Origin of the sequence: Thauera aminoaromatica (assembly GCF_000021765.1) — a bacterium.
GTDB classification, from domain to species: Bacteria; Pseudomonadota; Gammaproteobacteria; order Burkholderiales; family Rhodocyclaceae; genus Thauera; species Thauera aminoaromatica.
The window spans coordinates 908537-931098 of the sequence record NC_011662.2; the positions used below are offsets into that span (position 1 = coordinate 908537).

Consider the following 22562-nt stretch of genomic DNA (forward strand, 5'->3'; position numbering starts at 1 on the left):
ACGGCGGGTCCGCCGTGCCTCGGATGATGATGTTTTTTTGAAGCGAGGTTCCAGTCATGCAGATCAAGAGTCCGCTGTTCGGCAGCGCCGAGATTGCCGAAGACAAGATCATCGAGTTTCCCAAGGGCCTGCCCGGCTTCGAGGAGTGCCGCCGCTTCACCCTGCTGCACGAGGAAGGACGCGAGGCGCATGTGTTCCTGCTGCAGAGCGTGGACGAGCCCGATGTCGCCTTCTCGGTGACCGCGCCCGAGCGCCTCGGCGTTCACCTGGAATTCCCGCTGAGCGACGAGGAAGTCGCGATGCTGCGCCTGCGCACGCCCGAGGATGCCGCGGTCGCGGTGATCGTGCGCAAGGACGAAGGCGAAAGCCCGGCCGGCACCGGCCTGCGCGCCAATTTCATGGCGCCGCTGGTCATCAACACCGGCGAGCGTGTCGGCCTGCAGAAACTGATCGATCGCCTCGGCTGCGAGATCACCCTGCGCGCCGGCGGCTGAGCCGCCCGGGTGCCCTGCGGGCGGCATGTCCGCCCGCGCCCGCGGGTACAATGCCGGCTTTCCCCAAGCAGAGGCAAAACCATGGCCCGTCAGATCATCTCCACCCCCAAGGCACCCGCCGCCATCGGCCCCTATTCGCAGGCGGTAAAGGTCGGCAACCAGGTCTTCCTCTCCGGCCAGATCGGTCTCGACCCCGTCACCATGGAAATGGTCGAGGGCGTCGAGGCGCAGGCGCGTCGCGTGTTCGACAACCTCGCCGCGGTGGCCGAGGCGGCCGGCGGCTCCTTCGCCGACGTGGTCAAGATCACCATCTATCTCACCGACCTGGCCAACTTCGGCGTGGTCAACGAGATCATGAAGTCCTGCTTCGCCGAGCCCTATCCGGCACGTGCCACCGTCGGCGTGCGCGAGCTGCCGCGCGGCGCGCTGGTCGAGGCGGATCTGGTGCTCGTGCTCGGCTGAGGCCTGCAAGGGGCAAGGCACGAGGTGTGAAACGTAAGGGGCGGGGCGCTCGGAGCGCTGCCTCCTTGGCCTACCGCTTCGGTGTCCCGGTCGCGTGCCGGCCGATGAACGGCGGGCGCGCGAGACCTGTTGCCCCTTTCCTCCTTCCGAGAAGGATCGACGATTGAACGCGACGCAGCCGCCGCGCGGCTGGCCGGGGGTCGGGGCGCAGCTGGCGGGGCGGCTGGCCAGGCTCGACCTGCGCGGGCCACGCGATGTCCTGCTCCACCTGCCGCTGCGCTACGAGGACGAGACCCGGCTGACGCCGATTGCCCGGTTGCGCCCCGGCTTTCCCGCCCAGGTCGAGGGCGAGGTGCTCGGTAGCGAGGTGGTGCTGCGTCCGCGCCGCCAGCTGGTGGCGCGGATCGCCGACGACAGCGGCACCCTGGTGGCGCGCTGGCTCAACTTCTACCCCTCGCAGCAGAAACTGCTCGCGCCGGGCGGGCGCGTGCGCCTGTTCGGCGAGGCGCGCGGCGGCTTCTTCGGGCTCGAGATGGTGCATCCGCGCCTGCGCGCCGTGGCGCCCGGCGAGGCGCTGCCCGATGCGCTCACCCCGGTCTATCCCACCACCGCCGGCGTCGGCCAGATCACCCTGCGCAAGCTGGTCGCACAGGCGCTGCAGAGCGAGCCGCTCGACGAGCTGCTGCCGGCTGCCTGGCTGCACCGCCTGGGGCTGCCCGGCTTCGCCGAGGCCTTGCATGCGCTGCACCATCCCGCGCCCGACGCCGACCCCTTCGCGCTCGAGCAGCGCGAGCATCCCGCCTGGCAGCGCATGAAGTTCGAGGAGCTGCTGGTGCAGCAGCTCTCGCTGCGCCGCGCCTGGCTCGCGCGCCGTGCCCAGGCGGCGGTGGCGCTGCCGGCGCGCGCCCTGCTGACCGCGGCTTTGCTCGAATCGCTGCCTTTCCGTCCCACGGGGGCGCAGGCGCGGGTGGGCGCGGAGATCGCCGCCGACCTCGCGGCGCCGCATCCGATGCAGCGCCTGCTGCAGGGCGATGTCGGCTCGGGCAAGACCCTGGTCGCCGCGCTGGCGATGCTGCAGGCGGCCGAGAACGGGTGGCAGGCGGCGATGATGGCGCCCACCGAGATCCTCGCAGAGCAGCACTGGAAGAAGCTCTCGGCCTGGCTGGAGCCCCTGGGCATCGGCGTCGCCTGGCTGTCGGGCAGCCGCAGGAAGCGCGCGCGCGAGGCCGAGCTCGCCCGCCTGGCGAGCGGCGAGGTGCTGCTCGCGGTCGGCACCCATGCGCTCATCGAGGACCCGGTGACGCTGCCGCGGCTGGCGCTCGTGGTGGTCGACGAGCAGCACCGCTTCGGCGTGCGCCAGCGCCTGGCGCTGCGCGAGAAGGGCGAGGGCGGGCGGCGGCCGCACATGCTGATGATGTCGGCGACGCCGATCCCGCGCACGCTGGCGATGACCCACTACGCCGATCTCGACGTGTCGGTGCTCGACGAGCTGCCGCCCGGGCGCACGCCGATCCGCACCCGCCTGGTCTCCGACGTGCGTCGTGACGAGGTCGTCGCGCGCGTGCGCGCGGCCTGTCTGGAGGGCCGCCAGGCCTACTGGGTGTGCCCGCTGATCGAGGAGTCCGAGGCGCTGCAACTGCAGACCGCGCAGGACACCTTCGCGACGCTGGTCGAGGCGCTCCCCGAGCTGCGCGTGGGCCTGGTGCACGGCCGCCTCAGGAACGAGGAGAAATCCGCCACCATGGCCGCCTTCTCCGCCGGCGCGCTCGATCTGCTGGTGGCCACCACGGTGATCGAGGTCGGGGTGGATGTGCCCAACGCCAGCCTGATGGTGATCGAGCACGCCGAGCGCTTCGGGCTCGCCCAGCTGCACCAGCTGCGCGGCCGGGTGGGGCGCGGCACGGCGGAGTCGGTATGCATCCTGATCTATGCCCAGCCGTTGTCGCAGACCGGCCGCGAGCGCCTCAAGGTGATCTACGAGAACATCGACGGCTTCGCGATCGCGCGCGAGGACCTGCGCATCCGCGGTCCGGGCGAATTCGTCGGCGCGCGCCAGAGCGGCGTGCCCCTGCTGCGCTACGCCGATCTCGAACTCGACGCCGGGCTGGCCGAGCCCGCGCGCGAGCTCGCCGAGCACCTGCTCGCCCACGACCCCGCCGCCGCCAACGCGCTGATGCGGCGCTGGCTGGGCGGGCGCGAAGCCTTGCTGCGCGCATGATGGGCTGGCGAGTGCTGTCGGTGCCCTGTGGCACTTTTCGCCGCGCATCGGGTGGAGAACGGCAGATCGCGACTTGCGTCGCTCCCACGGAAAACCCGGAGCGCCCGGTGTGGGACGCAGGAGCACCGCAAGTCGCGATTGCTGCCGCCCGGACGCACCGCATCTCCCGTGGGAGCGACGCAAGTCGCGATTGCTGCCGTCCGGACGCCCCTCGCGTGCCCTTGCGTTGCAAGCGGCCTGCTCCTGCACGAAGAAACCGAAACCCGCTCCTGACCCGATGCGCCCCCTGACCGCCTTCCCCCTGCACACCGGCCCGCGCTACGAGACCTGGCTCGCCCATCCGCCGCGCGTCTTGCTCCCGCCCGCGCTGCTGCCCTGGCTGAAGGATGCCGGCTCGCTCACCGCGCGCATCCGCGCGCGCTGCACCCGCTTCGAGGTGCGCGTGCTGTGCCAGCGCCTCGCCCGTGTGCGGCGCGACGAGGCGTGGCTGCTCGGCCTGCGCGTCGGCGAGCTGGCCTGGCTGCGCGAGGTGCTGCTGGTGGCAGACGGCCGTCCGGTGGTGTTCGCGCGCTCGCTGCTGCCCCGCCGCAACCTGCGCGGGGCGTGGAACCTCTTCCACGGCATCGGCGCCCGCCCGCTCGGCGCGGCGCTGTTCTCCGACCCGGCGATCGCGCGCCTGCCGCTCGCCTGCAGGCGTCTGGACGGGCGCGATGCGCGGTATCATCGCGCGGCCGCGGCGCTCGCCCGCCAGTCCCGCGCGCCGGCACTGCCGCGCGCGCTGTGGGCGCGGCGCTCGGTCTTCCTGCTGCGGGGCCGCGCGCTGATGGTGAGCGAGGCCTTCCTCCCCGCAATCCTGGAACTGCGCAAATGACCCCCGCCATGAGCCTGAGCGACAAGCTTCCCCACTATGCCCGCCTGATGCGGATCGACAAGCCGATCGGCACCCTGCTGCTGCTGTGGCCCACGCTGTGGGCGCTGTGGATTGCCGCGGCAGGCTGGCCGCCGCTGCACATCCTGGTGATCTTCATCGTCGGCACCTTCCTGATGCGCTCCGCCGGCTGCGTCATCAACGACTACGCCGACCGCGACTTCGACGGCCACGTCGAGCGCACCCGCACTCGCCCGCTCGCCACCGGCGTGGTCAGCCCCGGCGAGGCGCTCGCGCTCGCCGCCGCGCTGTCGGCGGCCGCCTTCGTCCTCGTGCTGCCGCTCAACACCCTCACCATCCTGCTCTCGGTGCCCGCGCTGCTGCTCGCCGGCAGCTATCCCTTCACCAAGCGCTTCTTCGCGATCCCGCAGGCCTACCTCGGCATCGCCTTCGGCTTCGGCATCCCGATGGCCTTCGCCGCCGTCACCGGCACGGTGCCGGCGACCGGCTGGCTGATGCTGCTGGCCAACATCTTCTGGGCTGTCGCCTACGACACCGAATACGCGATGGTCGATCGCCCGGACGACCTCAAGATCGGCATCAAGACTTCGGCGATCACCTTCGGCCGCCACGACGTGCTGGCGGTCATGCTGTGCTACGCCGCCACCTTCGTGCTGCTCACCGTCGTCGGCGCGCTCGCCGGGCTGGGCTTCGCCTGGTACGCAGGCCTGGTCGTCGCCTGCGCCATCGCGGGCTACCACTACACCCTGATCCGCGCGCGCGACCGCGCCGACTGCTTCAAGGCCTTCCGCCACAACAACTGGGTCGGCGGCGCGATCTTCGCCGGCCTCTTCATCGACCTCCTGCTGCGCGCTTGAGCCCTGTCGGCGCGCGGCGCGCTCTGCCTCACACCGGACCGATCCCCATGCACTTCATGACCGCCCTCCGCGCCGCCTGGCAGCAGCGCGACAGCCTGCTCTGTGTCGGCCTCGACCCCGACCCCGCCAGGTTCCCCGCCCACCTGCAGGGGCGCTCCGACGCCATCCTCCGGTTCTGCACGCAGATCGTCGACGCCACCGCCGACCTGGTGTGCTGCTTCAAGCCGCAGATCGCCTACTTCGCCGCGCACCGCGCCGAGGATCAGCTCGAGGCGCTGGTCGAGCACATCCACGCCCGCCATCCCGGCACCCCGGTCGTCCTCGACGCCAAGCGCGGCGACATCGGCAGCACCGCCGAGCAGTACGCCATCGAGGCCTTCGAGCGCTTCAAGGCCGACGCCATCACGGTCAATCCCTACATGGGCCGCGACTCGGTCGATCCCTACCTGGCCTACCCCGACAAGGGCGTGATCCTGCTCTGCCGCACCTCCAACCCGGGCGGTTCGGACCTGCAGTTTCTGGAGGTCGATACGTCGAAGGGCCGCATGAAGCTGTATGAACACGTCGCGCGCACCGTCGCCGAGGACTGGAACGCCAGCGGCAACTGCGCGCTCGTCGTCGGCGCCACCTTCCCGGCCGAGATCGCACGCGTGCGTGCGCTCGTCGGCGAGCTGCCGCTGCTGGTGCCGGGCATCGGCGCCCAGGGCGGCGACATCGCCGCGACCCTGGCGGCGGGGCGCACGGAGAACGGCACCGGGCTGATGATCAATTCCTCGCGCGCGGTGCTGTATGCGGGGAAGGGGGAAGACTTCGCGGAAGCGGCGCGGAGGGTGGCGGAGGAGACGCGGGACGCGATCAATGCGTACCGCTGATCGAGTCCGATCGCTCGCGGCGGCAACTTACCGGCGGCGGGTGCGTCAACGCCGGCCGCTGCTTCGCACCCATCACGAGACGCACGAATGAAATACGACGACCTCCGCGACTTCCTCGCCCAGCTCGAAGCCCGTGGCGAGCTCCGGCGCATCAAGACCCCCGTCGACACCCACCTCGAGATGACCGAGATCGCCGACCGCGTGCTGCGCGCCGGCGGGCCGGCGCTGCTGTTCGAGAGGCCGGTGACCAGGGGCGTGGCGCAGGCGATCCCCGTGCTCGCCAACCTCTTCGGCACGCCGCAGCGGGTGGCGATGGGCATGGGGGAGGAGGTCGCCGACGGCGACTGGAGCACGCCCCTGCGCGAGGTCGGCAAGCTGCTCGCCTATCTCAAGGAGCCCGAGCCGCCCAAGGGGCTGAAGGACGCCTGGGACAAGCTGCCGGTGCTGAAGCAGGTGCTCAACATGGCGCCCAAGGAGGTGCGCTCCGCGCCCTGCCAGCAGGTGGTGTGGTCGGGCGACGAGGTCGACCTGGCGAAGCTGCCGATCCAGCACTGCTGGCCGGGCGACGCCGCGCCGCTGATCACCTGGGGCCTGGTGGTGACGCGCGGGCCGCACAAGAAGCGCCAGAACCTGGGCATCTACCGCCAGCAGGTGATCGGCCGCAACCGGGTGATCATGCGCTGGCTGGCGCACCGGGGCGGGGCGATCGACTTCCTCGAGCACCAGCGCGCGCATCCGGGCGAGCCTTTCCCGGTCGCGGTGGTGCTGGGCTGCGATCCGGCGACCATCCTCGGCGCGGTGACGCCGGTGCCCGATTCGCTCTCGGAGTACCAGTTCGCCGGCCTCCTGCGCGGTGCCAAGACCGAGCTGGTGAAATGTCTCGGCAGCGACCTGCAGGTGCCGGCGTCGGCCGAGATCGTGCTCGAGGGCGCGATTCACCCGGGCGACATGGCGCCCGAAGGCCCCTATGGCGACCACACCGGCTACTACAACGAGGTCTCCGATTTCCCGGTGTTCACGATCGAGCGCATCACCATGCGGCGCGATCCGATCTATCACAGCACCTACACCGGCAAGCCGCCCGACGAACCGGCGATGCTCGGCGTCGCCCTGAACGAGGTCTTCGTGCCGCTGCTGCAGAAGCAGTTCACCGAGATCGTCGACTTCTACCTGCCCCCGGAGGGCTGCTCGTATCGCCTGGCGGTGGTCAGCATCCGCAAGCAGTACCCGGGCCACGCCAAGCGGGTGATGTTCGGCATCTGGAGCTTCCTGCGCCAGTTCATGTACACCAAGTTCATCATCGTGGTGGACGAGGATGTGAACATCCGCGACTGGAAGGAGGTGATCTGGGCGCTCACGACGCGCATGGACGCCACGCGCGACACCACGCTGGTCGACAACACGCCGATCGACTATCTCGACTTCGCCAGCCCGGTCGCCGGACTGGGCAGCAAGATGGGGCTGGACGCGACCAACAAGTGGCCGGGCGAGACCAGCCGCGAGTGGGGGACGCCGATCGTGATGGATGCGGCCGTGAAGGCGAAGGTGGATGCGATGTGGGGCGAGCTGGGGCTGTAGGCTTACGTTTTGTTGTTGCACTGCAGCCGAACACCCGGCATGGTCCGCGGTCGAAGCCTTTGTCATGCGCTGCGGATGTCCCCGGCGCGGGCTTCCGTTCGAGGAAAGTCGATGAACAGTCCCTACCCCGCCCCGCTCGAGGCCGGCCAGCCGTCCGAGAACATGGTCACCGTCACCCACCTGGTGTATGCGCTGCACGCCTTCGCGGTGTTCTCGGCGGTGGTGGGCTCGGCCACCATCATCTTCAGCTTCGTGGCCAGCCTGCCCTCGATCGCTGCGGTGATCCTGAACTACTGGAATCAGAATGCGGTGCGGGGTACCTGGCTGGAGAGCCACTTCCGCTGGCAGATCCGCACCTTCTGGTTCGCGGTGCTGTGGATCGCGGTGTCGGTGCTGATGGTGGTGACCATCATCGGCGTGCCCTTCGCGCTCGCGCTGCTGTTGATCGCCGGGCTGTGGATCCTCTACCGCGTGGTGCGCGGGTGGTGGAACCTGATGCAGCGGCAGACGATGCCGATGGCGTGACGTCGCGATGGAGGAGTCGTGGCTGGCGCGAGCCAGCGGGCGCCTGTGCTTGCCGCAGCGCTTGCCGGAGCGCCGCATTCGCGGCTTGCGCCGCTCCTACAGGAGCCGCGGTGCTTCCTGACCCGCAGGAGCGCCGGAAGGCGCGAATGCGGCGCCGCCGTTGCGCGTGGGCCTCATTCCGCGCCGCTCCATAGCCACTCCAGCAGGGCGTCCTGCGCCGCGGCGCTGGCGGCGGCCTCGGGGTGGTTGACCATCATCACCACCGCGTGGCGTTGGCCATTGCGGTCGAGCAGGTAGCCGGCCATCGCGCGCACGCCATTGAGCGTGCCGGTCTTGATGTGGGCCTGGCCGCGTGCGGGGCTGTCGCCGAGGCGGCGGCGGGCGGTGCCGTCGACGCCCGCCACCGGCAGGGCGGCGATGAACTCCGGCATCCACGGCCGCTGCCAGGCGGCCAGCAGCAGCATTCCCAGGCTGTCGGCGCGGATGCGCTCGATCCGCGACAGCCCCGAGCCGTTCTCGATCACCAGCCCGTCGGTGTCGATGCCGGCGGCGGCCAGCGTCGCGGCGGCCGCGCGTGCGCCCGCGGTCACCATGTCCTCGGTCGCGTCCTCGCGCAGGCTCACCCGGCCCAGCGTGGCAAGCAGCTGGCGCGCGATCACATTGCTCGACCACTTGTTCATGTCGCGCACCACGTCCGCGAGTGGATCCGAGTCATCGGAGAACAGTTCTTCCGCCCCGGTCGGCAGGCGGCCTTCGCGCACCGTCCCGCCCAGGTGTCCGCCGACCTCGCTCCACAACGCGGCGACCAGCGCGCTGCCGAATTCGGCCGGCGGCAGCGGCGCGGCGCTCCAGGTGCGCGGGCCGCAGGCGGCGGGCAGGCTGCCGCTCAGTACCAGGCGGCGACCGGGTTCGACCACGGCCTGCAGGTCCTGGTACCAGCTGCCGCAAGGGGCGTCCGAGGTGAGGACGCGGTTGTCGATGACGAGGCCGGCGAGCGGCGGCTCGGCGGCCAGGGCGACCGGCGCGTTGGCCGCCTTGCCCGGGGTCAGGCCGAGCAGCAGGGTGTTGTATTGCAGCAACAGGCCGTACGGACCGCTGTTGTAGGGGCGCACGCCGCGGCCATCGAAGGCGTCGGGGTCGTGCGGCGGCAGGCGCAGCACCGAGGCGTCGAGCACGATGTCGCCCGCCACGCGCTCGATGCCGAGCGCGCGCAAGCGGCGCAGCACCTTCCACAGGCGGTCGTAGCCCAGTACCGGATCGGCGCCGCCGACGAGGTAGAGGTTGCCTTCCAGCACCCCGGCACGGATCGGGCCGTCGCGGGCGATGCGGGTCGTCCAGGTGTGGGCGGGGCCGAGGCGTTCGAGCGCGCTGAAGGCGGTGACGAGCTTCATCACCGATGCCGGATTCATCGGTGCGGTGGCGTTGATTGCGAGCGCGGGCGTGGCGTGGTCCACAGGGCGGGTCCAGAGGCTCACCGCCTCTGCCGGGATACGCGCGCTGTCGAGTGCAAGGCGCACCCCGGGCGGCAGGCCGGCGACGCCGGCGTGGGTGATCGGGGCCAGCAGCAGGCCGGCGATGAATAGCGCGCAAAGGGAAGGATTCTTCATGGGCAGCACAGGGATCCTGATCGAGTGCAGGCGGGCGAGGCGCTAGAATGCGCCCTTCGCCGGCGCAGCTGCGCGGCGGTTTCCATTCGGAGCGGCACACCCGCCGCGCATCTGCAGTCACGCGGCAGGCATACACGGGAAAGATGAGCGGATTCGGACACTACACGCGCACCGCGGATGAACTGGAGCGTGAAATCGTCAAGCGCGGCATCGCGATCGGCATCGACTGGGACGACGCGTCGAGGATGCGCGAGCTGGCACACCGTGCGCTGACTTGCACGCCCGCCTGCATGATGAAGCTGCTGCGCAGCCCGGTGCGCCAGGACAAGCTCACCGGCGAGCTCTTCGCGCTCTCCGAGCTGATGCTGCAGAACATGCGCCAGAGCGCCGAGATCGGCTTCGAAACGCACGGCGGACCGGCCTGGAAGGCCTTCGGGCGCGCGCTCAACGAGGAATACGACGCCGGGGCGCGCCCGCCGGTGGCGAGCGCCTGAGGCGGGCCCCATACGCCGAGCAGGTGCGTCGGTCCGATCGCGGGCCGATCGCGGGATCTGCGGCCGTTGCCCTCGCCACCGGGCTCCCGCCGTCTTACCCCGGCGTGCGCTCGCGCGCGAACAGCTCTTCCACCGTCTCACGCTCGCGCACCACGTGCGCGCTGGCGCCATCGACCAGGATCTCGGCTGCGCGCGGGCGGGTGTTGTAGTTCGAGGCCATCGTCATGCCATAGGCGCCCGCCGACAGGATCGCCAGCAGGTCGCCTTCGGCCACCGCCAGGCTGCGCTCGCGGGCGAGGAAGTCGCCGCTCTCGCAGATCGGCCCGACGACGTCGTAGGTGCTGGGGGCATGCGTGCGCGCAGCCACCTCGACCACTTCGTGCCAGGCGTCGTAGAGGGCCGGACGGGCGAGGTCGTTCATGGCCGCGTCGACGATCGCGAAGTTTTTCGTTTCGCCCGGCTTGAGGTACTCGATGCGGGTCAGCAGCAGGCCGGCGTTGCCGACCAGGGAGCGGCCCGGCTCGAAGCAGAGCTCTTCTGCGCGCCCGGCGAAGACCTCCAGCAGCGGGGCGAGGTATTCCGCGACCGGCGGCGGGGTCTCGTCACGGTAGCGGATGCCCAGCCCGCCGCCGAGGTCGATGTGTTCCAGCGCCATGCCGTCGGCGGCGAGGTGCTCGACCAGGTCGCGCAGCTTTTGCGCGGCCTCGGCGATCGGCGCGCGGTCGAGCAACTGCGAGCCGATGTGGCAGGCGACGCCGGTGATGTGCAGGTTGGGCAGCGCCGCGGCGCGGCGGTAGATCGCCGGTGCGTCGGCGAAGGCGACGCCGAACTTGTTGCCCTTGAGGCCGGTGGAGATGTACGGATGGGTCTTGGGGTCGACGTCCGGGTTGACGCGCAGCGACACCGGCGCGCGCACGCCGAGTTCGCCCGCCACGGCGTCGAGGTGCTCGAGCTCGGCGGCCGATTCGACGTTGAAGCAGCGGATGCCCGCCAGCAGTGCCTGGCGCATCTCGGCGCGTGTCTTGCCGACGCCCGAGAACACGACCTTGTCGGCACGCCCGCCGGCGGCCAGCACGCGCGCGAGCTCGCCGCCCGAGACGATGTCGAAGCCCGCGCCCAGGCGCGCGAACACCGACAGGATGCCGAGGTTGGAGTTGGCCTTGACCGCGTAGCATACCAGCGCCCGACGTCCGGCGAGCGCGTCCTGCCAGGCCGCGAAGGCGGCTGCGAGCGCGGCGCGCGAGTACACATAGGTGGGCGTACCGAAGCGCGCGGCGATCTCGGCGAGCGGCAGTTCCTCGAGCCAGAGCGCGCCGTCGCGCGCGGACAGGGTGGGGGCGGGCCAGCGGGAGGCGGGGGTGTTCATTCGAGCGGCGATTCCTTGATCAGATCCTTCGGCACGACGGGTTTGCTATGATCGGCGCCCGCCGGGGGCGCCGAGGCGGAGCCGGGTGCCGGCAGGTAGAGCGGGCCCTTGATGCCGCAGGCCGTCAACAGCGCGCAGGCAAGCGCGATCGCGGGGAGTTGGACTCGCTTCGGGACTCGCATCGTGGCTCGCATCGCCGTTCTTCGCAAAAAAACGGAATGCTAACAGAAGGAATCAGCATGGAAGAGTCTGCGTTCAATGCGCTTGCCGAGGCCGAACTGGCACGCATCGAGACTGCCCTGGAGGATTGCGGCGCCGAACTCGACGTCGAGCCCAAGCCGGGCGGCATCCTCGATATCGAGTTCGACAACGGCAGCAAGATGATCATCAATCGCCACACCGCGGCACGCGAGATCTGGGTAGCGGCGAAGTCGGGCGGCTTCCACTTCCGTCCCCAGGACGGGGCCTGGGTCAACACCCGCGATGGTCGCGAGCTGTGGGAGATGCTCGCCGCGCTGGTGACCGAGCAGTCCGGCGCAGCGGTGAGGCTGCCGCGGCCGAGCTGAGGCGGCGGGCGGGGCGGCGGCGTGATCCCGCGCCCGCTCCTTCCGCTCAAGGCCGGATCGGCGTGGGCCGGCGTTCCTCGACCGGGGCGGGCGCCTGCGCGCGCGCCGGGCTGGGCGGCGGCAGGATCAGCGGAGCCGGGCCGGGCGGGATCGCCTCGCTCTCGGCCTCCATCGCCGGCGCACTGTCGTTGGCGAACATCTCGCGCAGCCAGTCCGGAACCGGCGGCGGCGCCGGCGGGGCGTATTCCGCGTACTGCCAGTCCTGGCGGGTGCCCAGGCCGTTCTGCACCTGTATGAGCCCCTCGGGGCGCGGCAGCTCGACCTGCGGCGCGCCTTCGAGGGCCGAGGCCATGTAGTTGATCCAGATCGGCAAGGCGGCGGCGCCGCCGGTCTCGCCCTTGCCGAGGTTGCGCGGCTGGCTGTGGCCGACCCAGCTCACCGCGACGAGGTCGGGGTTGTAGCCGCAGAACCAGGCGTCGACGTAGTCGTTGGTGGTTCCGGTCTTGCCGGCGATGTCCTCGCGCTTGAGGCTGCGTGCGCGTGTCGCGGTGCCGCGCTGAACCACGTCACGCATCATCGAGTCCATCAGCCAGGCGTTGCGCTCATCGATCACGCGCGCTGCGCTCTGGCCCGCCACCGGCGGATCGGTACGCGCGATCAGGCGGCCGCTGCCGTCGTACATTTCCTTGACCACGAAGGGATCGACCCGGTAGCCGCCATTGGCGAATACCGCGTAGCCCGCCGCCATCTGCCAGGGGGTGGCGGCACCCGCGCCGAGCGCCATGGTGAGGTAGGGCGGATTCTGTGCGGGGTCGAAGCCGAAGCGGGCCAGGTAGTCGCGTGCATATTCGGGGGTGATCTTCTCCAGCAGGCGGATCGAGATCATGTTCTTCGAGCGCGCCAGGCCGTCGCGCAGGGTCATCGGTCCCGCATAGCGCCCGTCGTAGTTCTTCGGCTCCCAGGCCTTGCTGCCCGTGACCCCCGCCGGGTAGTAGAGCGGGTTGTCCTCGAGCACGCTTCCCGGACCGAACTGGCGGTCGAGCGCGGCCGAGAAGATGAAGGGCTTGAAGCTCGATCCGGGTTGGCGCACCGCCTGGGTCACATGGTTGAACTTGTTGCGGTGGAAGTCGAAGCCGCCGATCAGCGCGCGCACCGCGCCGCTGTGCGAGTCGATCGCCACCAGCGCGGCCTGCACTTCCGGCAGCTGTGCGAGCTCCCAACCATCCTTGCCGGTATTGCGCACGCGCACGATCGCCCCGCGGCGCACGCGTCGGGCTTGCGGGGCCTTGTCCGAGAGCATCGGCGCGACGAAGGACAGGCCCTTGCCGGTGATGCGGATCTCCTGGCCACGGCGGTAGGCGAGCACCTCCTTCGGGCTGGCCCTGAGCACCAGTGCGGCAAGCAGGTCGTCGTGGTCGTTGGTCTCGCCGAGTGCCTCGTCGAGTTGCTCGTCGGGCACCTGCCCGGAGGGCAGCTCGACGAAGGCCTCGGGGCCGCGATAGCCGTGGCGGCGGTCGTAGTCGAGCACGCCGCGGCGCAGCGCAGCGTAGGCCGCTTCCTGGTCCTTGCGGGTGACCGTGGTGATGATGCGGATGCCGAGCTCGTAGGCCTGCTCGCCGAACTGTTCCACCGCGATCTGGCGCGCCATCTCGGCGACGTAGTCTCCGGGGACGACGATGTCCTGGACGCGGCGGGCCGCGGCGATGTCGCGCTGGCTTTGCTTCGGAGTGGCGAAGGCGAGCGCATGCTGATACTGGGCATCGTCGATGAAGCCGGCTTCGAGCATGCGGCGCAGGACGTATTGCTGCCGCACTGCGGCGCGCGCGGGGTTCACGATCGGGTTGAAGGCCGAGGGGGCCTTGGGAAGGCCGGCGAGCATCGCCGCTTCGGGCAGGGTGAGCTGTTCGAGTGTCTTCCCGTAGTAGGCGCGTGCGGCGGCGGCGAAGCCGTAGGCGCGCTGGCCGAGGAAGATCTGGTTGATGTAGAGCTCGAGGATCTGGTCCTTGCCGAGGTTCTGCTCGATCTTGAGCGAGAGCAGGATCTCGTAGAGCTTGCGGTTGTAGGTCTTCTCCCGGGAGAGGAAGAAATTGCGCGCGACCTGCATGGTGATCGTCGAGGCCCCCTGGCCGCGGCCCCCGGACGACAGGTTGGCGAGTGCGGCGCGGGCGAGGCCGAGCGGGTCGATGCCGCGGTGTTCGTAGAAGCGCTCGTCCTCGGCGGCGAGGATGGCGTGCTTGAGGTGGGAGGGAACCTCTGCGATGCGAACTACGTCACGGCGCTCCTCGCCGAACTCGCCGATGAGGTGGCCATCGGCCGTATATACTCGGAGCGGAACACGCGGCCGGTAGTCGGTGAGCGTGTCGAGCGCGGGCAGGTTGGGCCAGGCGAAGAACGCCATCGCCGCGAGCGTGGCGATGCCGAGAATGGCCAGCGCGAGCAGCGCTGCGATCGGATACAGGACCCAGCGCATGGGCAATCCAGGATGGTTTCGAGCGGAGCGGCATTATACGGGATGCGCCCGCGTGGCTCGTGTGTCCGTGGATGAGCCGGTCTCGACCGTGACGGGGTTCGCTTTACACCCCAATGGCTTGTTGCTAGCATGCTAGAGCGTTGCTGAGCAATAGCGCGTAACATAAAGAAATTCAAGGGTTTTCTTTGTGATCGACCTCCCCTTTTTCAGCCCTTCGGCGCGCCAGCTCGTCGGGCTCGACATCTCGTCTTCATCCGTGAAGCTCGTCGAGCTATCGGCCGGGGAAAAGGACGCTTACAAAGTGGAGCGCTATGCGGTCGAGACCCTGCCGCGCGATGCGGTGGTCGATGGCAACATCGCCAACCTCGACGCGGTGAGCGAATCCGTGCGGCGCGCGCTGCGCCGCTTCGGCTCCGGCGTGCGCAACGTGGCGCTCGCGTTGCCGTCGTCCTCGGTCATCACCAAGAAGATCATTCTCCCCGAAGGCCTGCGCGAGACCGAGATGGAGTTCGCGGTCGAGGCCGAGGCCAATCAGTACATCCCTTTCGCGCTCGAGGAGGTCAATCTCGACTTCCAGAGGATCGGCCCCGCACCCGGCAGCCCCGGGGATGTCGAGGTCCTGATCGCCGCCTCGCGCAAGGACAAGGTGGAGGATCGCGTCGCGGTGGCGCAGGCGGCCGGGCTCAAGGCGGTGATCGTCGATGTGGAGTCGCTGGCCACCGAGTCCGCCCTGGAGTTGGTGTGCCGGCAGTTGCCGCGCGGCGGAGCCGACCAGGTGATCGCGCTGGTCGACATCGGCGCCTCGGTCATGAACGTGACGATGTTCCGCAACGGCCACTCCATCTATTCGCGCGAGCAGGCCTTCGGCGGCAGCCAGTTGACCCAGGACATCGCACGCCAGTACGGCATGAGCTTCGAGGAAGCGGAATCCGCCAAGCGCGCCGGCTCGCTGCCCGACAGCTACCCGCGCGACCTGATGCGTCCTTTCATGGACAGCCTCGCGCTCGAGGTCTCGCGCGCCTTGCAGTTCTTCTTCACCTCCACGCCGTTCAACCAGGTCGACCACGTCGTGCTTGCGGGCGGCTGCGCGGTGCTGCCGGGACTCGGCGACGTTGTCGCGGCGCGTACGCAGGTCGATACGCTCATCGCCAATCCCTTCGCGAGCATGACCTTGAGCGGCAAGGTCCGCCCTAAGGCGCTGCTCGCCGACGCGCCGGCGCTGATGGTCGCGTGCGGGCTGGCGCTGCGGAGGTTCGACGCATGATCCGCATCAATCTGCTGCCGCACCGGATTGCCAAGCGAAGGCAGCGCAGGCGGCAGTTCTACGCGCTCGCCGGCAGCATGGTGCTGCTGGGGGCGCTGATCGGCTTCGGCGTGCACGTGGTTTATACCGCACACATCGAGGACCAGGAGGCGCGCAACGCCTTCCTCAAGGAGGAGATCGTCCGGCTCGACCGCGAAATCGCGGAGATCCGCCGCCTGCGCGAACAGATCGATGCGATGCTGGCGCGCAAGCAGGTGATCGAGTCGCTGCAGGGGGCCCGGGCCGAAACCGTGCATCTGTTCAACGAGCTCGCCCAGCGCCTGCCCGACGGCGTATATCTGAAATCGGTCAAGCAGACCGGCAGGCAGGTGAGGGTCGTCGGGCTGGCGCAGTCGAACGCGCGGGTGTCGCACTTCATGCGCAACGTCGAGGCCTCCGCCTTCCTGGAGCAGCCCCGGCTGATCGAGGCCAAGGCCGTCACCCAGGACAACCGCCGCTTAAGCGAGTTCTCCCTCGACATCGCCATCCGCCCGCCGGTCCAGGCGGAGCCCGCGGGGGGCGCCGGCGTCGCGAAGACGGCCGCGAAGGGGGCGCAAAAATGAGCTTCGATCTGGGCGCGCTGCGCGAGGGCATCGACTTCCGCCGCCTGGCGGACGATTTTCGTGGGCTCGATCCGCACGATCCGGGCATGTGGCCCGCCGCGCCGCGGGTGGTGGTCGCGGTCTGCCTGCTGGTGCTGACGGTCGCCGGGTTCTGGTGGTTCGACTGGCAGGGTCAGGTCGAGACCCTCGAGGCGCGCCAGGCCGAGGAGGTGCAGCTGCGCGAGAGCTGGGTGACGAAGAAGCGCCAGGCAGTCAATCTCGACGAGCACCGCCGCCAGCTCGCCGAGATCGACCGCCAGTTCGGCGCCCTGCTCAAGCAGTTGCCCAACCGTGCCGAAATGGACTCCCTGCTCTCCGACATCAACCAGGCCGGCCTCGGCCGCGGCCTCCAGTTCGAGCTCTTCAAGCCGGGCGCAGACGTGGTCAAGGAGTTCTATGCCGAGATGCCGATCGACGTGCGCGTGACCGGCGTTTATCACGATCTCGGGGAGTTCGTCGCCGATCTCGCCAGCATGCCGCGGGTGGTGACGCTGGGCGACGTCGCCATCGAGGCCGACAAGGATGGACGCCTCAAGCTGCAGGCCAAGGCGGTCACCTACCGCTACCTCGACGAGGAAGAGCTCGCGCAGCAACGCAAGGCGGCGCAGGCCGCGAAGCAGGGGAACAAATGATGAACAGGGCCGCGCTGTTCGGCGCCTGTGTACTGCTCGCCGGCTGTGCCGGGGGTAGCCAGGACGACCTCGAGGTCTGGATGGACGAGCAGGCCAAGACCATGCGCGGCGCCGTGCGGCCCCTGCCCGAACTGCGCCAGGTCCCGCTCGTCGCCTATGCCGGAACGCAGGGAGACGATCCCTTCCGCAGCGCGCGCATGGAACCCGAGCGGCGGGCCTCGGCGAGCGCGCTGCGCCCCGACCTCGACCGCCGTCGCGAGCCGCTGGAGGCCTTCCCGATCGAATCGCTGCAGATGGTGGGCGTGCTGATGCAGGGAAACAACACCCATGCGCTGGTCAAGGCGGGGACCGTGCTCCATCAGGTGAAGGCCGGGAACTACATGGGACAGAATTTCGGCGTGATCACTCAGGTCACCGAAAACGAGATCAAGCTGCGCGAACTGGTCGAGGATGTCTATGGCGACTGGGTTGAACGGACCAGCACGCTGACATTGCAGGAGCGCCAGGAGGCAGGAAAATGAGACACCGCATCGGAGTGCTGCTGATCGCAGCCGCTTTCGCAGGCCTGGCGCCCGCGCCCGCCGTGCTGGCCCAGGACGCAGAGCAGGCGCACAGCTTCGGCAACCGGATCGAGGGACTGGAGGTCGCGGAGCAGGGTGGCGCGATCTACGTGCGCCTGACCTTGCGCGAGCCGCTCGCCAGCCCGCCGCCGAGCTTCAGCGTGGCCAACCCGGCACGCATCGCCTTCGACTTCCCGGGCACCGCCAACGCCCTCGGGCGTAACGTGCAGGCGATCGACCAGGGCGACCTGCGCAGCGCCAACATCGTCCAGGCCGGCGACCGCACCCGGTTGGTGCTCAATCTCACCCGCATGAGCCCCTACGAGGCGCGCGTGCAGGGTCGCGACCTCATCATCGCGCTCTCCCCGGCCGCGTCGCGCGCGGCGCAGGGCACGGTGGTGAGCGAAGCCGCGGCCAACTTCGCCGCGCCGCGTTCGAGTGCGGCGGCCGCGGGCGGGCTGGCGGTGCGCGACATCAACTTCCGCCGCGGTACGGGCGGCGAGGGGCGCGTGGTGGTCGACCTGTCCAACCCGGACACCGGCATCGACATCCGCCAGCAGGGCGGCAACCTCGTCATCGACTTCCTGCAGGCCGCGCTGCCCGAGCACCTGCGCCGCCGCTCCGACGTCACCGACTTCGCCACCCCGGTCACCTCGATGACCGCGCAGCAGGTGGGCGACCGCGTGCGCCTGACCGTGACGCCCAACGGCCTGTGGGAGCACAACGCCTACCAGAGCGACAACCGCTTCGTGCTCGAGGTGCGTCGCGTCGCCGAGGACCCCGCCAAGCTCGGCGGCGGGCGCAGCGACTACAAGGGCGAGAAGCTCTCGCTCAACTTCCAGAACGTGGACGTGCGCTCGGTGCTGCAGGTCATCGCCGACTTCACCGACTTCAACATCATCACCTCCGACTCGGTACAGGGAAATTTGACCCTGCGCCTGAAGGACGTGCGCTGGGATCAGGCCTTTGACATTATCTTGCGGGCCAGAGATTTGGATATGCGAAAGAACGGCAATGTGATTTGGGTGGCGCCGAGGGATGAACTTGCATTGCGTGAAAAGGCTCAGAACGAGGCGCTGGCGGACATCGAGTCCTTGGAGCCGCTGAGCACAGAGAGCATCCGATTAAACTACCACAAAGCGAGAGAGATTGGCGATTTGCTGTCGAGTGGTGGAAAAGGTGATCGCGGTTTTCTTTCAAAGAGGGGAAAGGTTGCATTCGACGAGCGCACTAATCGTATCTTTGTCACAGATGTGTCGTCTCGATTGCAGTCTGTACGCAACCTCATCAGTGATGTCGATGTCGCTCCGCGACAGGTCCTTATAGAGGCACGCATCGTGGAGGCAAACAAGACATTTTCCCGGGATCTTGGGGTGAGGCTCGGTTTAGGAAAGTCCAAGCCTTGGAAGATAAACGACGGTGGTGCCCAGATCGGATTTGGGTCCTCTACCTTGGGAGGCTCCGCAGGATCTTCCGGCTCCTTTAGACCAGAGACAGCTACAAGTGGCGCTGATATTCAAAATCCCTACGGATCTTTTGCGCTAAGCATCTTTAACAGCAGCGTTACGCGTTTCCTTAATCTGGAATTGCAGGCTCTTGAGTCTGACGGGCGTGGTCGGGTTGTTTCGAGCCCGAGGGTTTTAACCGCTAACCAAGTCGAAGCGTTGATCAAGCAGGGCACGCAAATCCCAATCCCGATTCCATCGACGCAAGTCGGTGGAGAGCCAACGGTGGAGTATAAGGATGCCGTTCTCTCGCTTAAAGTTAGGCCCAGCATCACTCCAGATGGCCGAATCCAGTTATCGGTATTGGTAAACAAGGATCGGCCGGATTTTACGAACGTTGTTCTCGGTCGCCCGTCGATTGACACGAAGAGCGTCCAGACTGAAGTTACAGTTGAAAATGGGGGAACGCTTGTCATCGGTGGTGTGTACGAAGAGCAAGAGCTGAATGGAGAGGACCGAGTGCCCGTGCTAGGCGAACTGCCGGTCCTTGGCGGCCTGTTCCGAACTCGATCGACGATTGCCGAGAAGAAGGAGTTGTTGGTTTTCATAACGCCTCGACTTGTCTCCGAAAGTCTTACGTTGCGCTGAGGCTAACGCTCCTTCTGCTGATACAATCCTCGGGGCGGGCGTCCGGCATGGATGCCCGCCCTTTTTCATCTGGATTTCCGGCGAGTCACGCGTGAGCTGTCTGATACTGATCGGCATGATGGGCGCCGGCAAGACCACGGTCGGCAAGGAACTGGCGCGCAGGCGCAGGATGCGCTTCGCCGATTGCGACCAGGCGATCGTGGCGCGCACCGGCGTCAGCATTCCGACCATCTTCGAGCTCGAGGGCGAGGCGGGCTTCCGCCGCCGCGAGACGCAGATGATCGACGAGCTCACCCGCGAGCCCGACCTCGTGCTCGCCACGGGCGGCGGGGTCGTCGTCACCCCGCTCAACCGCGAGCTGATGCGCGAGCGCGGCATCGTCATCTACCTCGACGTGCCGACGCAGGTGCTGTTCGAGCGCACCCGCCACGACCGCAACCGCCCGCTGCTGCAGGTCGAAAATCCGCGCCAGCGCATCGAGGAGCTTCACCGCGCGCGCGACCCCCTCTATCGCGAGACCGCCCACATCATCCTCGCAGGCGGGCGCGGCAACCCCTGCAACATGGTGCGCCAGATCGAGGAGGCGCTCGCCCGCTACAAGGCCGACACATGCAGACCCTGAACGTGGCGCTCGGCGAGCGCGCCTATCCCATTCACATCGGCCGCGGCCTGCTCGGACGCACCGACCTGATCCTCCCCCACCTCAAGACGCGGCGCGTCGCGATCGTCACCAACGCGGTGGTGGGGCCGCTCTACCTCGAGCGTCTGCGCGCCGGGCTGGAAGGGGCGGGGGTGCGCACCGCAGCGGTGGTGCTGCCCGACGGCGAGGCGCACAAGGACTGGGAGACGCTCAACCGCATCTTCGACATGCTGCTCGCGGAGCGCTGCGAGCGCTCGACCACCCTGGTCGCGCTCGGCGGCGGGGTGGTGGGCGACATGGGCGGCTTCGCCGCGGCCTGCTACCAGCGCGGCATGCCCTTCATCCAGGTGCCGACTACGCTGCTCTCGCAGGTCGACTCCTCGGTGGGCGGCAAGACCGCGATCAACCACCCGCTCGGCAAGAACATGATCGGCGCCTTCTACCAGCCCAGTATGGTGCTGGCCGACATCGACACCCTCGACACCCTGCCCGACCGCGAGCTCTCCGCCGGCCTGGCCGAGGTCATCAAGTACGGGCTGATCCGCGACCCCGAGTTCCTCGCCTGGCTGGAGGTCAACCTCGACCGCCTGGTGGCGCGCGACACCGACGCGCTGGCGTGGGCGATCGAGCGCTCCTGCCGCAACAAGGCCGAGGTGGTGGCGGCCGACGAGACCGAGCAGGGCGAGCGCGCGCTGCTCAACCTCGGCCACACCTTCGGTCATGCCATCGAGACCGGCCTCGGCTACGGCGAGTGGCTGCACGGCGAGGCCGTTGCCGCCGGCACGATGATGGCCGCCGAGCTGTCGTGCCGCCTGGGCTGGATCGACGCCGCCGCGGTGGCGCGCATCGAGGCGCTGTTCGAGCGCGCTCGCCTGCCGGTGTGGGGGCCGCGGCTCGGTGTCGAGCGCTACGTCGAGCTGATGTCGCACGACAAGAAGGTCGAGGCCGGCAAGCTGCGCCTGGTACTGCTGCGCGAGATGGGGCGCGCGGTGATGCACGGCGAGGCGCCGGCCTCCGAGATCGCCGCGGCGATCGAGGCGCGCTGCCGCTGAGCCGGCGGCGGGCGCAGGCTCGCCCGCGCGTGGTGCCGCACAAACGCCTGGCTGTTTTCGTCATGCCGCGTCATTTGAGGAGCCCGCATGCAGCAACTCGCCCCCTATGCCGTCACCGAGGCCGCCTCGCGCGGCCGCGTCCACGACGAGCCCGCCCCGGTCGCGCGCGGCCAGTTCCAGCGCGACCGCGACCGCATCGTGCATTCCACCGCCTTCCGCCGCCTGGAATACAAGACCCAGGTGTTCGTGAACCACGAGGGCGACCTCTTCCGCACCCGCCTCACCCACAGCCTCGAGGTCGCCCAGCTCACCCGCGGCCTCGCGCGCGAGCTCGGTCTCAACGAGGACCTCGCCGAGGCGATCGCGCTCGCCCACGACCTCGGCCACACCCCCTTCGGCCACGCCGGGCAGGATGCGCTCAACGCCTGCATGAAGGACTTCGGCGGCTTCGAGCACAACCTGCAGTCGCTGCGCACGGTGGACCTGCTCGAAGACCGCTACGCCGGCTTCGACGGGCTCAACCTGATGTTCGAGACCCGCGAGGGCATCCTCAAGCACTGCTCGCGCGCCAACGCCGAGCGCCTCGGCGAGCTCGGCCAGCGCTTCCTCGACAGCACCCAGCCCTCACTCGAGGCCCAGCTCGCCAATCTCGCCGACGAGATCGCCTACAACAACCACGATGTGGACGACGGCCTGCGCTCAGGGCTGATCACGCTCGAGCAGCTCGACGAGGTGCCGATCTTCGCGGTGCAGCGGCGCGAGGCCGAGGCGCGCTGGCCGGGGCTGTCGGGGCGCAAGCTGATCAACGAGACGGTGCGACGCATGATCCACCTGATGGTGATCGACCTCATCGAGCAGACCCGCGCCAACATCGCCGCCGAAGGCGTCCGGACGCTCGCCGACGTCCATGCCGCGCCGCGCCTGGTGGCGTATTCCGACACGCTGCTGCCGCGCCTGCGCGAGCTCAAGGTCTTCCTGCGCGACAAGCTCTATCGCCACTACCAGGTGCTGCGCATGACCAACAAGGCGCGCCGCATCGTCGGCGACCTGTTCACGGCGTTCATGGACGACCCCCACATCCTGCCGCCGCAGTATCAGGCGATGGCGCGCGAGGACAAGCCGCGCGCCATCGCCGACTACATCGCCGGCATGACCGACCGCTATGCGATGAAGGAGCACCGGCGGCTGTTCGCGGTGGGGGAGATCCATTAAGGCGTGAGGCGTGAGGTGTGAGGCGGGGAAGGCCGCCTTCCTGCGGTCGAAGCGTTTCGCCGTCGTCACG

At 68.9% G+C, this 22562-nt stretch carries 22 protein-coding genes; 18 read left to right on the top strand and 4 right to left on the bottom strand.

Going from position 1 to position 22562, the window contains the following annotated elements; all coding sequences use genetic code 11:
* Positions 1-56 precede the first annotated feature (56 nt).
* The 8 genes from fliW to TMZ1T_RS04035 all read left to right on the top strand — a co-directional run bounded on the left by fliW (position 57) and on the right by TMZ1T_RS04035 (position 7895).
* Entirely contained in the window at positions 57-494 is a 438-nt protein-coding gene (fliW, locus tag TMZ1T_RS04000; RefSeq protein ID WP_004326451.1) for a flagellar assembly protein FliW, read from the top strand.
* Between the two features lie 81 nt (positions 495-575).
* On the top strand, positions 576-956 hold the full coding sequence (locus TMZ1T_RS04005; protein ID WP_004326450.1) for a RidA family protein: 381 nt from the start codon (positions 576-578) through the stop codon (positions 954-956).
* Positions 957-1050: 94 nt separating this feature from the next.
* A complete protein-coding gene (gene recG / locus TMZ1T_RS04010) occupies positions 1051-3174 on the top strand; it encodes an ATP-dependent DNA helicase RecG (RefSeq protein WP_261789170.1) in 2124 nt (707 codons plus the stop codon).
* Between the two features lie 277 nt (positions 3175-3451).
* Positions 3452-4045: a chorismate--pyruvate lyase family protein gene (locus TMZ1T_RS04015; protein ID WP_012584656.1), complete on the top strand. Its 594-nt coding sequence runs from the start codon at positions 3452-3454 to the stop codon at positions 4043-4045.
* Positions 4042-4920, top strand: a complete 879-nt coding sequence (gene ubiA, locus TMZ1T_RS04020; RefSeq protein ID WP_012584657.1) for a 4-hydroxybenzoate octaprenyltransferase — start codon at positions 4042-4044, stop codon at positions 4918-4920. Before TMZ1T_RS04015 ends, ubiA begins: the two co-directional genes overlap by 4 nt.
* A 47-nt stretch (positions 4921-4967) precedes the next feature.
* Positions 4968-5792 (top strand): orotidine-5'-phosphate decarboxylase, encoded by an 825-nt coding sequence (gene pyrF / locus TMZ1T_RS04025; protein WP_004299508.1) that lies wholly within the window; start codon positions 4968-4970, stop codon positions 5790-5792.
* Between the two features lie 87 nt (positions 5793-5879).
* Positions 5880-7370 carry a 4-hydroxy-3-polyprenylbenzoate decarboxylase gene (gene ubiD / locus TMZ1T_RS04030; protein ID WP_004299506.1) on the top strand — a complete coding sequence of 497 codons (1491 nt, stop codon included), beginning with the start codon at positions 5880-5882 and terminating at the stop codon, positions 7368-7370.
* Between the two features lie 111 nt (positions 7371-7481).
* Positions 7482-7895, top strand: a complete 414-nt coding sequence (locus TMZ1T_RS04035) for a DUF4870 family protein (protein ID WP_004299505.1) — start codon at positions 7482-7484, stop codon at positions 7893-7895.
* A gap of 173 nt (positions 7896-8068) precedes the next feature.
* On the opposite strand, the gene dacB is transcribed toward TMZ1T_RS04035, so the two are convergent.
* Positions 8069-9502 carry a D-alanyl-D-alanine carboxypeptidase/D-alanyl-D-alanine endopeptidase gene (gene dacB, locus TMZ1T_RS04040; protein WP_012584658.1) on the bottom strand — a complete coding sequence of 478 codons (1434 nt, stop codon included), beginning with the start codon at positions 9500-9502 and terminating at the stop codon, positions 8069-8071.
* A gap of 143 nt (positions 9503-9645) precedes the next feature.
* On the opposite strand from dacB, the gene TMZ1T_RS04045 reads away from it, so the two are divergent.
* On the top strand, positions 9646-9996 hold the full coding sequence (locus TMZ1T_RS04045) for a hypothetical protein (RefSeq protein WP_004299503.1): 351 nt from the start codon (positions 9646-9648) through the stop codon (positions 9994-9996).
* A 94-nt stretch (positions 9997-10090) separates the two neighbouring features.
* Here the strand turns inward: TMZ1T_RS04045 and lysA are convergent, their stop codons facing one another.
* Both lysA and lptM read right to left on the bottom strand, forming a co-directional pair.
* Positions 10091-11362, bottom strand: coding sequence for a diaminopimelate decarboxylase (lysA, locus tag TMZ1T_RS04050; protein ID WP_012584659.1), 1272 nt, complete (start codon positions 11360-11362; stop codon positions 10091-10093).
* Entirely contained in the window at positions 11359-11544 is a 186-nt protein-coding gene (gene lptM, locus TMZ1T_RS04055; protein ID WP_012584660.1) for an LPS translocon maturation chaperone LptM, read from the bottom strand. Before lptM ends, lysA begins: the two co-directional genes overlap by 4 nt.
* 57 nt (positions 11545-11601) lie before the next feature.
* Between lptM and cyaY the strand changes: the two genes are divergently transcribed.
* Entirely contained in the window at positions 11602-11928 is a 327-nt protein-coding gene (gene cyaY, locus TMZ1T_RS04060) for an iron donor protein CyaY (RefSeq protein WP_012584661.1), read from the top strand.
* A gap of 46 nt (positions 11929-11974) precedes the next feature.
* On the opposite strand, the gene TMZ1T_RS04065 is transcribed toward cyaY, so the two are convergent.
* On the bottom strand, positions 11975-14398 hold the full coding sequence (locus TMZ1T_RS04065) for a penicillin-binding protein 1A (RefSeq protein WP_012584662.1): 2424 nt from the start codon (positions 14396-14398) through the stop codon (positions 11975-11977).
* Between the two features lie 187 nt (positions 14399-14585).
* On the opposite strand from TMZ1T_RS04065, the gene TMZ1T_RS04070 reads away from it, so the two are divergent.
* The 8 genes from TMZ1T_RS04070 to TMZ1T_RS04105 all read left to right on the top strand — a co-directional run bounded on the left by TMZ1T_RS04070 (position 14586) and on the right by TMZ1T_RS04105 (position 22492).
* Complete coding sequence (locus TMZ1T_RS04070; RefSeq protein WP_004299498.1) at positions 14586-15662, top strand: pilus assembly protein PilM; 1077 nt, start codon at positions 14586-14588, stop codon at positions 15660-15662.
* On the top strand, positions 15659-16264 hold the full coding sequence (locus tag TMZ1T_RS04075; RefSeq protein WP_012584663.1) for a PilN domain-containing protein: 606 nt from the start codon (positions 15659-15661) through the stop codon (positions 16262-16264). Before TMZ1T_RS04070 ends, TMZ1T_RS04075 begins: the two co-directional genes overlap by 4 nt.
* Positions 16261-16935, top strand: coding sequence for a type IV pilus inner membrane component PilO (locus TMZ1T_RS04080; protein ID WP_012584664.1), 675 nt, complete (start codon positions 16261-16263; stop codon positions 16933-16935). The genes TMZ1T_RS04075 and TMZ1T_RS04080 overlap by 4 nt, the downstream gene beginning before the upstream one ends.
* Positions 16932-17456 carry a pilus assembly protein PilP gene (locus TMZ1T_RS04085; protein WP_012584665.1) on the top strand — a complete coding sequence of 175 codons (525 nt, stop codon included), beginning with the start codon at positions 16932-16934 and terminating at the stop codon, positions 17454-17456. The genes TMZ1T_RS04080 and TMZ1T_RS04085 overlap by 4 nt, the downstream gene beginning before the upstream one ends.
* Positions 17453-19588 (top strand): type IV pilus secretin family protein, encoded by a 2136-nt coding sequence (pilQ, locus tag TMZ1T_RS04090; protein ID WP_012584666.1) that lies wholly within the window; start codon positions 17453-17455, stop codon positions 19586-19588. Before TMZ1T_RS04085 ends, pilQ begins: the two co-directional genes overlap by 4 nt.
* 91 nt (positions 19589-19679) lie before the next feature.
* Entirely contained in the window at positions 19680-20210 is a 531-nt protein-coding gene (locus TMZ1T_RS04095; RefSeq protein WP_004299493.1) for a shikimate kinase, read from the top strand.
* Positions 20198-21280: a 3-dehydroquinate synthase gene (gene aroB, locus TMZ1T_RS04100; RefSeq protein WP_012584667.1), complete on the top strand. Its 1083-nt coding sequence runs from the start codon at positions 20198-20200 to the stop codon at positions 21278-21280. The genes TMZ1T_RS04095 and aroB overlap by 13 nt, the downstream gene beginning before the upstream one ends.
* Before the next feature lie 87 nt (positions 21281-21367).
* Positions 21368-22492, top strand: coding sequence for a deoxyguanosinetriphosphate triphosphohydrolase (locus TMZ1T_RS04105; RefSeq protein ID WP_012584668.1), 1125 nt, complete (start codon positions 21368-21370; stop codon positions 22490-22492).
* Positions 22493-22562: the final 70 nt, after the last annotated feature.

Bases quoted from the DNA above. Each gene is read 5' to 3' on its own strand.
- ubiD (WP_004299506.1), top strand. From the start codon at position 5,880: ATGAAATACGACGACCTCCGCGACTTCCTCGCCCAGCTCGAAGCCCGT.
- TMZ1T_RS04015 (WP_012584656.1), top strand. From the start codon at position 3,452: ATGCGCCCCCTGACCGCCTTCCCCCTGCACACCGGCCCGCGCTACGAG.
- ubiA (WP_012584657.1), top strand. From the start codon at position 4,042: ATGACCCCCGCCATGAGCCTGAGCGACAAGCTTCCCCACTATGCCCGC.
- dacB (WP_012584658.1), bottom strand. From the start codon at position 9,502: ATGAAGAATCCTTCCCTTTGCGCGCTATTCATCGCCGGCCTGCTGCTG.
- pilQ (WP_012584666.1), top strand. From the start codon at position 17,453: ATGAGACACCGCATCGGAGTGCTGCTGATCGCAGCCGCTTTCGCAGGC.
- fliW (WP_004326451.1), top strand. From the start codon at position 57: ATGCAGATCAAGAGTCCGCTGTTCGGCAGCGCCGAGATTGCCGAAGAC.
- TMZ1T_RS04035 (WP_004299505.1), top strand. From the start codon at position 7,482: ATGAACAGTCCCTACCCCGCCCCGCTCGAGGCCGGCCAGCCGTCCGAG.
- TMZ1T_RS04075 (WP_012584663.1), top strand. From the start codon at position 15,659: ATGATCCGCATCAATCTGCTGCCGCACCGGATTGCCAAGCGAAGGCAG.
- TMZ1T_RS04065 (WP_012584662.1), bottom strand. From the start codon at position 14,398: ATGCGCTGGGTCCTGTATCCGATCGCAGCGCTGCTCGCGCTGGCCATT.
- cyaY (WP_012584661.1), top strand. From the start codon at position 11,602: ATGGAAGAGTCTGCGTTCAATGCGCTTGCCGAGGCCGAACTGGCACGC.
- lptM (WP_012584660.1), bottom strand. From the start codon at position 11,544: ATGCGAGTCCCGAAGCGAGTCCAACTCCCCGCGATCGCGCTTGCCTGC.
- pyrF (WP_004299508.1), top strand. From the start codon at position 4,968: ATGCACTTCATGACCGCCCTCCGCGCCGCCTGGCAGCAGCGCGACAGC.
- TMZ1T_RS04105 (WP_012584668.1), top strand. From the start codon at position 21,368: ATGCAGCAACTCGCCCCCTATGCCGTCACCGAGGCCGCCTCGCGCGGC.
- aroB (WP_012584667.1), top strand. From the start codon at position 20,198: ATGCAGACCCTGAACGTGGCGCTCGGCGAGCGCGCCTATCCCATTCAC.
- TMZ1T_RS04080 (WP_012584664.1), top strand. From the start codon at position 16,261: ATGAGCTTCGATCTGGGCGCGCTGCGCGAGGGCATCGACTTCCGCCGC.
- TMZ1T_RS04005 (WP_004326450.1), top strand. From the start codon at position 576: ATGGCCCGTCAGATCATCTCCACCCCCAAGGCACCCGCCGCCATCGGC.
- lysA (WP_012584659.1), bottom strand. From the start codon at position 11,362: ATGAACACCCCCGCCTCCCGCTGGCCCGCCCCCACCCTGTCCGCGCGC.
- TMZ1T_RS04085 (WP_012584665.1), top strand. From the start codon at position 16,932: ATGATGAACAGGGCCGCGCTGTTCGGCGCCTGTGTACTGCTCGCCGGC.
- TMZ1T_RS04045 (WP_004299503.1), top strand. From the start codon at position 9,646: ATGAGCGGATTCGGACACTACACGCGCACCGCGGATGAACTGGAGCGT.